Genomic DNA, 8,568 nt, shown 5'->3' with positions numbered 1-8,568 from the left:
ATTCGGTTGCCTTAAAGACAACCCGCAAGGACCTCGCCGTCCACGTTTCTCTTTCTTTCTTCACTTGTCAAAGAGCAGCATTCGAAAATGCGTTCGGACCGCAGAGGAACCAAATCCACCCGACCAGGACACTTCCCGGTCGGGCCGGTGAGGCCCCGAAGTCCTCGGCGCCGTCCGTGTTGGCCGCGCCGTCGATGGATGTTTGTCTACAGTAGCATTCTCAGGACGTCAACACCGGATCAGAACTTTTTTCGTCAATCCGTAGTTTCTTTCCAACCCTCCAGTAATCCAAGCAAGCGCCACCGTTCGCAAAAGCGTATTCGCATCTGCGGTTACGTTGTATCGAGCAACATGAATGACTCGATAACATTCTCTTTTCGTCAGAGGAGCCAGGCAGTCACGCCATTTTACTGGCGACCAAGGCTCGTGCCGCTAACTAGAACTTAAACTGTTCTAATTCGACGCCACACGCAAAACCCCGCTCCGAAGAACAAAGCCACCGTGCCGTCTTGTGAGATGGATGCTCGCCTGGACAACGTCCGGCGGGCTGCGGATATGTTCGCTGGAAGCCCGATTGTCAACTCTCTCCCGACGGAAAGTGACCGGATCAGACGCGCCCTGTGGAAATCTTAGCCGATTGCCCATGTCGGAGGGCTGCCGGGCGCCGGCCAGAGGCCGAAGCCCCACTATTCTCCCCCCAAACGGGAAGAAATGGAGCGGGCGATGGGAATCGAACCCACGACATTCAGCTTGGGAAGCTGACGTTCTACCTCTGAACTACACCCGCGAAACCAAATCAAGACAATGATGGCTGCCTCTTCGGTCCCTGGCCCGGCCCCGTGTTACGCCGGGAACAAGCCGCTTTTTGATAACCGGAACTCGCTGCTTTGTCACCTGGGATGAGATTCTTCGTCGTTCATCCGGCCCCGGCTCGCGATCCAAGGGTCGGTGACGGCTTAATCGTGATCGGGCAGCACGACATAAATCAGAACGGCAATGATCGTGAGCAGGAACCGAAAGGCGGATGGGACCCCGTTCCATTGCGCCGACATCCACATGCCGAACCATTCGCCACCGATCGACATGAATCCCACCTGCCAGACGACGAAGCCCAAGGTGAGCCCGGCAATGGCGAAGACCTTGGACCTGTTGAACACGGCAGCGCTCGATCCTGTTTCCCTCAGCATTTGCACCGCTCCTACCGTGCAAAGGATCGCCGTTGCGGCCTCCGCCGCGATAATGACCCCATAAGCAAGGTGATGGAAAAGCGGGCTTGTGATGGCGCGATATTTGATTGTGGTCTCGGGAAACACCGTGTCCATGGCCAGCACATGTTGGACAAACACGAAGTTCGTGCCGTAGTCGGTCATATTGCCGAATGCGACGAGACCGGCGAACAGCGCCATCGCCGCGACCATCGTCACCTTCGAGAATCGAATGATTTTCAAGGGCCCCTCCCCGCGCTTCTGATTGTTGCGAAGCCGACTATGACACCTTGCCGGCCCCGGTTGGGGACGGAAGACCCACTATCAACACGCCAATCGCCAAGGACATCCACCTTGAGGGGCACGCGGCAATGCCCTCGAGGTGACGCACAGCCCGAATCTTAAGGCGGTTGCGGGGTAGGGATCTTCGCGAGACCATGGCACATCCTGCCATGGGGTGAGCCAATGCCGTTCAATATCGATCCCTGGATTGCGCTCGGCGTCGTTCTCGCCACGGCGACCACGGACGCGGCCTATGTTTTCTTCAATGCCGCCGTCGTCGCGAGGCATCGAATCCGCGCGGCGAACTGGAGCGGGATCTGGTACCTGCTCTCGGCTTTTGCCGTCATCAGCTACACGGAACACGCGATCTACGTGATCTTTGCGGCGCTGGGCTCCTGGATCGGGGCCTTCCTGTCTGTGAGCTGGCTCTCGCGCGCGCCGCGCGCACGAGTATAGAGGGCGGCTACTTGAAGTGCTTTGAGAGCTTCAGGCTCTGCGCCTGGTAGTTCGACCCCACGCCTGCGCCATAGAGCACCTGCGGACGCTCCGCCATGCGTTCATAGACCAGTCGGCCGACGATCTGGCCATCTTCGAGAATGAAGGGCACGTCCCGGGAGCGGACCTCGAGCACCGCACGGGAGCCCTCGCCTCCCGCGCCGGCATGACCGAAGCCCGGATCGAAGAACCCGGCATAATGGACGCGGAATTCACCGACGAGCGGATCGAAGGGGACCATTTCCGCTGCGTAATCCGGCGGCACATGCACCGCTTCCTTGGAGGCGAGAATATAGAACTGGCCGGGATCGAGGATCAGCGTCCGACGGGCATCCGCATAGAGCGGCTCCCAGAAATCCGCGATCCGGCACGAGGCGGGCTTGTCCACGTCGACAAGGCCCGTATGCCGCTTGGCGCGGTAACCGATGAGGTTGTCCGGTCCGAAACCTGCCAGATCCACGCTGACGGCGACGCCGTCCTGAATCGAGGGCTCGGCGGAGGTCACGACCCGCTCGCGCTGGTGCAGCAAGTGAAGATCGGCGTCGCTCAAACGGACCTCGCCCTTGCGCAGCCGCAGTTGCGATAGGCGCGTTCCGGTCCGCACGAGAACGGGGAAGGTCCGAGGTGAAATCTCTGCAAAGAGCGGGCCGTGATAGCCGGCGCCGATATTGTCGAATTCCTGGCTGCGGTCGGTGATGACGCGGGTGAACACGTCGATGCGGCCGGTCGAGCTCTTGGGATTCGCTGCAGCGGAAAGATTGCCCGGCAGGGCCAAGCTTTCCTGCAATTCGGCGATATAGACGCTGCCGGTCTCCAGAATGGCCCCGATGCTCAGGTCGATCTCGTGGAAGCTCAACTGCTCCAGCCGGTCGCGGACCGTGTGATTACGGCCCGGCAGGAAGCTGGCGCGAACCCGATAGGCTCGCTTGCCCAACCGCAAATCAAGGCTCGCGGGCTGGACCTGGTCAGAGGCGAACGGCGTCTCCGGCTTGATCACGCCCGCTTGAGTGAGGCGGATGATGGCATCAGCCGATTGGATCCCGTCCTTCAACGCAACCATATCCTGTCCGACGGGCCTCGCGCCCTCTCCGTGCTAAACCTAGGCCCTATGTCTAAGCAGAATTCTCGTCGTCGCGAAAGACATTCCAGGCCAGCACGATCCGAGCCAGGGCGCTCATCAATGTGAGCCCTGCGAACGCATAGGCCAGGACCGGGAACCACTGCGGCGCAAGGATCATGGTGACAAAGAACAGGATGGTTTCCGTCCCCTCCATGAAGCCTGCCGTGAAATAGATCGACTTGACGCCCCTGATCGAGCCCACCAGGCCGCGCTTGGCGGCGACAGCCGCGAAGGCGAGAAAGCTCGCGCCGTTAATATAGAAAGAGAGGAGGAGCACCGCCGCCGGCACCGCGAAAGGACCGGGCTCACGCAAAGCGAAGGCAAGCGGGATCGTGCCATAGACCGCGAAATCGAAGACCACGTCGAGGAAGCCGCCGCGATCCGTGCTCTGCGACCCACGGGAGATCGCCCCATCGAAACCATCGCAAGTCCTGTTCAGCAGGAAAAGAAAGAGCGCCAGCGCGTCAAGCCGAAGCACAATCATGAGGCTCGCGGCTAATCCAAGCGCAAAGGCCAGAGCCGTGACGGCGTCGGCCGAGACCCCGGCCCTTGCAAGACCTTGCCCCACACGATCCAGAGGCGGGTCGATCCGCCGCCGCATCCATCCGTCGAGCATGGCTTGTCCTCCTGCCCCTCGATTGACGAGGTGTGGCAGCGGCCTTACCACGGCCTTGTTATCGCATTCCACTGCGGTTTTGAGAGAGAGAAAGATGTACAAGGCCGTAACCCGAGGCATCAGCGTGACGGTGACGCCCCGCTATCTGCCCGAGGAATCGTCCCCTCAGGACGGCCGGTATTTCTTTGCCTACACGGTGGAAATCATCAACACGGGCTTCGAGCGGGTTCAACTCAAGGCCAGGTATTGGAAAATCACCGACGAGCGTGGCCACGTGCACGAAGTGCGCGGCGCGGGCGTGGTCGGCGAGCAGCCGATCCTCGGCCCGGGAGAAAGCTTCAGCTACACCAGCGGCTGCCCTCTCATGACACCCAGCGGCACCATGCAGGGCAGCTACGTCATGGAGATGGGCAGCGGCGAGACCTTCGACGCCGAGATCCCGGCCTTTTCCCTCGACACTCCCAACGCCAAGCGCGTGATCCACTGAGGTTTGCATGTCCTCCCAAGGTCAGCGGCTGACGCCGCTTGAAATGCTGGCGACGCTGGTTTCGTTCGATACGGAAAGTTCGAAATCCAACCTCCCCCTGATCGAGTTCGTCGAAAGCTACCTTCAGAGCTGGAACGTGCCTTATATCCGCGTGCCGAACGCGGCCGGGGACAAAGCGGCGCTCTATGCGACGGTTGGGCCGCAGGATCGCGGCGGTATCGTGTTGTCGGGACACACGGATGTGGTGCCGGTGGCGGGGCAGGCATGGACCTCCGACCCCTTCACGCTCCGCGTCGCGGACGGGCGCGCCTATGGGCGCGGCGCGGTCGACATGAAGGCCTTCGACGCGCTGGCCTTGGCGCTCATTCCCGAATTCCAGGCAGCCAATCTCAAGACGCCAATCCACATCATGCTGTCCTACGACGAGGAAACCACTTGCCTCGGCGTGATAGACACCATCCGCCGCCTGGGACGTGATCTGCCTTTGCCGAAGGCCGCCTTCGTCGGCGAACCGACCATGCTCGAAGTGGTCGATGCGCACAAAAGCGTCGTGACCTTCTCAACCACCGTGCACGGGCACGAGGCGCATTCGTCAAAGCCTTATCTCGGCGCGAGCGCCGTGATGACGGCGGCGGAGATGATCGGCGAACTCAATCGCATCGCCGATGAGATGATGGAGCGCGGCGATATCAGCGGACGTTTCGATCCGCCCTACACGACGGTCCATGTCGGCGTGATCGAAGGCGGCACCGCGCGCAACATCATCTCCAAAATCTGTGCGTTTCAATGGGAGTTCCGCGGCCTGCCGAGCCTCGATCCGCAGGAGATCCCGAACCGTCTCGACCGTTTTGCGCAAGATGTCGCGATCAAGCGGCTCAACCGCTTCGGCGATTTCGGCCGCATCGAGACGACGCTCGAAGTCGCCGTTCCCGGCCTCGCACCGGAGCCCGGCTCCGTTGCGGAGGTTCTGGCGCTACGGCTTGCCGGTCGCAACCACACGCAGACGGTGCCGTTCGGCACGGAGGCGGGTCACTATCAGGCGGCGGGAATTCCGACCATCGTGTGCGGTCCAGGCTCGATCAACCAGGCGCATCAGGCTGACGAATATATCAGCCTGGAGCAGTTCGAGGCGGGCGCCGCCTTCATGCGCCGCCTCGCCGCCATTTGCGCCGCGTCTTAGGAGACAATAGTCATCGCTGAAGCGGTCTCCGCAAGCGGACTCTAAGCCGATTCCGACTCCGCCTTCGCGATCTCGGCTTCCATCACCACGGGATCGAGATCGTAGAAACGCGAGCAGAATTCGCAGGTGATGCCGATGCGGCCGTTGTCGCCAACCATGTCGCGGCGATCCTCGGGCGAGAAGCGGCGCATCATGGACATGACGCGGGTTTCCGAGCAGCGGCATTCCTCATGCACGTTCAAGCCGTCGAACACACGCACGCCGCGCTCGTGGAAGAGACGATAGAGCAACCGCTCGCTCGACACGGCGGGATCGACGAGTTCGTGATCCTCGATCGTCTCGATCAACGCCTTGGCCTCGACCCAGGCATCGTCCTCGTTCGGGATACCGAGGTCGTTTGAGGAATGCCCCTCTGGAATGTCGCCGGGCGCAAGATCGGCCTGGCGCATCCGGTCCGGCGATGTCGGCAGGAACTGAATCATCAAGCCGCCGGCGCGATAGGTATGCCGTCCGTTTTCGAACTGCTCCGCCACCGCGAGGCGCACCCGCGTCGGGATCTGCTCGGATTGGCGGAAATACTGATGCGCCGCTTCCTCCAGGCCCTGCCCTTCCATCGCGACGACGCCCTGATAGCGGCTCGTGTCGGAGCCCTGGTCAATGGTCATGGCGAGATAGCCGGAGCCGAGAAGATCGCCGGTTTTCAGCGTGCCGGAACCAAGCGCCTCGAGCTTGTCCTTGTCGAAGCGCGCGGTCGCGCGCAGACGATCCGGCGCGTCGAAGTCGACAACCAGCATCTCGATCGGACCATCGGTCTTGGTCTGAAGCTGGAAGCGCCCCTCGAACTTGAGGGACGCGCCGAGCATCACGGTCAGCGCCGCCGCCTCGCCGATGACGCGCGCCACCACATCGGGATAGCCGTGGCGCGTCAGGATCGTGTCGATGGAAGGCCCGAGGCGGACGACCCGCCCGCGCACGTCGAGCGGCTCGACCGCGAAGGGCAGAACGACGTCGTCATTTCCTTCGAAGGGAGCCGAGCTCATGCGCCCGCCGCTCCCAGGCACCAGGCCAGAATGCCCTTCTGGGCATGGAGCCGGTTTTCCGCCTCGTCGAAGACGACCGATTGCGGCCCGTCCATGACCTCATCCGTCACTTCCTCACCACGATGGGCGGGCAGGCAATGCATGAAGACGGCGTCTTTCTTGGCGACACCCATGAGCCTGTCGTTGACCTGATAGGGCTTCAGCAAATTCTGACGGCGGAACTCGTCCTCGTCGCCCATGGAAACCCAGCAATCGGTCACGATGGCGTCGGCGCCGTCGGCGGCTTCAAAGGCATCGGTCGTCACGGTGATCTGCGCTCCCTCCTTCTTCGCCCATGACAAAAGCTCGGGGCGGGGAGCGAGTTCCGGCGGAGAGGCGATCTTGATCTTGAAATCCAGACGCGCAGCCGCGTGGACCCACGAGGCAAGCACGTTGTTGGAATCGCCGGTCCAGGCGATCGTCCGACCCTGGATGGGGCCGCGATGTTCCTCGAAGGTCATGACGTCAGCCATGATCTGGCAAGGATGGGTCATCTTGGTCAGGCCGTTGATGACCGGGATCGAAGCGAATTGCGCCAGTTCCGTCACCATAGCGTGATCCAGCGTGCGGATCATAATGGCATCCACATAGCGGGAGAGAACGCGCGCGGTGTCGGCGATGGTTTCGCCCCGGCCGAGCTGCATTTCCTTGCCCGTGAGCATCAGCGTCTCACCGCCAAGCTCGCGCATGCCGACATCGAAGGAAACGCGCGTGCGGGTGGAAGGCTTGTCGAACACCATCGCCAGAACCTTGCCCTCGAGCGGGCGGTCCGTGGCGCGCTCGCCCCGGCGGCGCTTCGCCTTGATGGCGGAGCCGACACTCAGGACGTGGCGGATCTCTGGGCCGGAAAGGTCGCAGAGATCGAGGAAATGACGGGTCTTCATTCGGCGGCTCCCCGCTGAGCGGCATTCTTCAGCTCAGCTTCAATTGCCGCACAGGCGGCGTCCAGGCGGTTCAAGGCTTCTGCCACATCCGCATCCGAAATGATCAGCGGTGGCAGAAGGCGCGTGACGTTGTCTCCGGCACCGATCAGGATAATTTTTTCCTTGCGGGCGATGTTGATGAATTCGGTGTTCGGCACGTGGGTGCGCAGGCCCATCATGAGTCCTAGACCGCGGACCTCGGCGACCACGGCGGGGTGACGGTCCATCAGTTCGGCGAGACGCTGCTTCAGCAAAAGACCCACGCGCTCGACATGCTGAAGGAAACCCGGCTCGAGGATCACGTCGAGAACCGCATTGCCCACCGCCATGGCGAGCGGATTGCCGCCGAAGGTGGTGCCGTGGGTGCCGGGGGTCATGCCCTTCGCGGCCTCGGACGTCGCAAGGCAGGCACCCAACGGGAAACCGCCGCCGATGCCTTTGGCGATCGACATGATGTCGGGCGTAATGCCCGTCCATTCATAGGCGAAAAGCTTGCCGGTGCGGCCGACACCGGTCTGGATCTCATCGAAAATCAAGAGAAGGCCGTGCTGGTCGCACAGATCGCGCAGAGCCCGCATGAACGCGTTCGGCACCGGGCGGATGCCGCTTTCGCCCTGGATCGGCTCGATCAGCAGGGCCGCCGTCTCCGGGCCGATGGCAGCCTTCAGGGCGTCGAGGTCGCCGAAGGGCACCTGATCGAACCCCTCCACCTTCGGGCCGAAGCCCTCCAGATATTTGGCCTGCCCGCCCGCAGCGATGGTCGCCAGCGTGCGGCCATGGAACGCACCTTCAAAGGTGATGATGCGGAACCGCTCGGGGTGGCCGTTGGCCGAATGGTACTTGCGGGCCATCTTGATGGCCGCCTCGTTCGCCTCGGCGCCGGAATTGGAAAACACAACCACATCCGCGAAGGTGTTCTCCACGAGGCGGCGGGCCAGTCGCTCGCCCTCGGGGATCTGATAGAGATTAGAGGTGTGCCAAAGCTTGGATGCCTGCTCGGTCAGCGCCTTTACGAGATGCGGATGGGCATGACCTAAGGCATTCACCGCAACGCCGGCGCCGAAATCGAGATATCGCTCGCCATCTCGGCCGAAAAGCCATGGGCCCTCCCCTTTTTCGAAAGAAAGGTCGGCGCGCGCATAGATTGGCAGCAATGGCGACGTCACAGGACTAACTCCGCT

9 protein-coding genes and 1 tRNA gene are annotated in these 8,568 nt (G+C 62.1%); 3 read left to right on the top strand and 7 right to left on the bottom strand.

Going from position 1 to position 8,568, the window contains the following annotated elements:
* Positions 1–712: 712 nt before the first annotated feature.
* A tRNA-Gly gene (locus tag I2H38_RS16160) sits at positions 713–787 on the bottom strand.
* Positions 788–956: 169 nt separating this feature from the next.
* Positions 957–1,448, bottom strand: a complete 492-nt coding sequence (locus I2H38_RS16155; RefSeq protein ID WP_196272887.1) for a DUF2165 family protein — start codon at positions 1,446–1,448, stop codon at positions 957–959.
* A gap of 222 nt (positions 1,449–1,670) precedes the next feature.
* On the opposite strand from I2H38_RS16155, the gene I2H38_RS16150 reads away from it, so the two are divergent.
* Positions 1,671–1,943 (top strand): hypothetical protein, encoded by a 273-nt coding sequence (locus I2H38_RS16150; protein ID WP_196272886.1) that lies wholly within the window; start codon positions 1,671–1,673, stop codon positions 1,941–1,943.
* Positions 1,944–1,950: 7 nt separating this feature from the next.
* Here I2H38_RS16150 and I2H38_RS16145 read toward each other — a convergent pair whose 3' ends face one another.
* The gene (locus I2H38_RS16145) at positions 1,951–3,042 is read right to left on the bottom strand and encodes a 2'-deoxycytidine 5'-triphosphate deaminase (RefSeq protein ID WP_196272885.1); all 1,092 of its coding nucleotides are present in this window, start codon (positions 3,040–3,042) and stop codon (positions 1,951–1,953) included.
* Positions 3,043–3,094: 52 nt separating this feature from the next.
* Positions 3,095–3,718, bottom strand: coding sequence for a CDP-alcohol phosphatidyltransferase family protein (locus I2H38_RS16140; RefSeq protein ID WP_196272884.1), 624 nt, complete (start codon positions 3,716–3,718; stop codon positions 3,095–3,097).
* Positions 3,719–3,812: 94 nt separating this feature from the next.
* Here I2H38_RS16140 and apaG point away from each other — a divergent pair, with 94 nt between their 5' ends.
* Both apaG and argE read left to right on the top strand, forming a co-directional pair.
* Positions 3,813–4,205, top strand: coding sequence for a Co2+/Mg2+ efflux protein ApaG (gene apaG, locus I2H38_RS16135; RefSeq protein ID WP_196272883.1), 393 nt, complete (start codon positions 3,813–3,815; stop codon positions 4,203–4,205).
* 7 nt (positions 4,206–4,212) lie between these two features.
* Positions 4,213–5,385, top strand: coding sequence for an acetylornithine deacetylase (gene argE, locus I2H38_RS16130; RefSeq protein ID WP_196272882.1), 1,173 nt, complete (start codon positions 4,213–4,215; stop codon positions 5,383–5,385).
* Between the two features lie 41 nt (positions 5,386–5,426).
* Here argE and I2H38_RS16125 read toward each other — a convergent pair whose 3' ends face one another.
* Genes I2H38_RS16125 through I2H38_RS16115 form a run of 3 tightly spaced genes read right to left on the bottom strand, consistent with a single transcriptional unit; the run spans position 5,427 to position 8,553 of the window.
* Positions 5,427–6,425, bottom strand: a complete 999-nt coding sequence (locus I2H38_RS16125) for an Hsp33 family molecular chaperone (protein ID WP_196272881.1) — start codon at positions 6,423–6,425, stop codon at positions 5,427–5,429.
* Positions 6,422–7,348, bottom strand: coding sequence for an ornithine carbamoyltransferase (gene argF / locus I2H38_RS16120; protein ID WP_196272880.1), 927 nt, complete (start codon positions 7,346–7,348; stop codon positions 6,422–6,424). Before argF ends, I2H38_RS16125 begins: the two co-directional genes overlap by 4 nt.
* Positions 7,345–8,553: an aspartate aminotransferase family protein gene (locus tag I2H38_RS16115; protein ID WP_196272879.1), complete on the bottom strand. Its 1,209-nt coding sequence runs from the start codon at positions 8,551–8,553 to the stop codon at positions 7,345–7,347. The genes argF and I2H38_RS16115 overlap by 4 nt, the downstream gene beginning before the upstream one ends.
* Positions 8,554–8,568 lie beyond the last annotated feature (15 nt).

The organism is Microvirga alba, assembly GCF_015694465.1.
GTDB classification, from domain to species: Bacteria; Pseudomonadota; Alphaproteobacteria; order Rhizobiales; family Beijerinckiaceae; genus Microvirga; species Microvirga alba.
The sequence above is the reverse complement of the archived record's forward strand: the minus strand, read 5'-3'. Positions and strand labels throughout refer to the sequence as shown.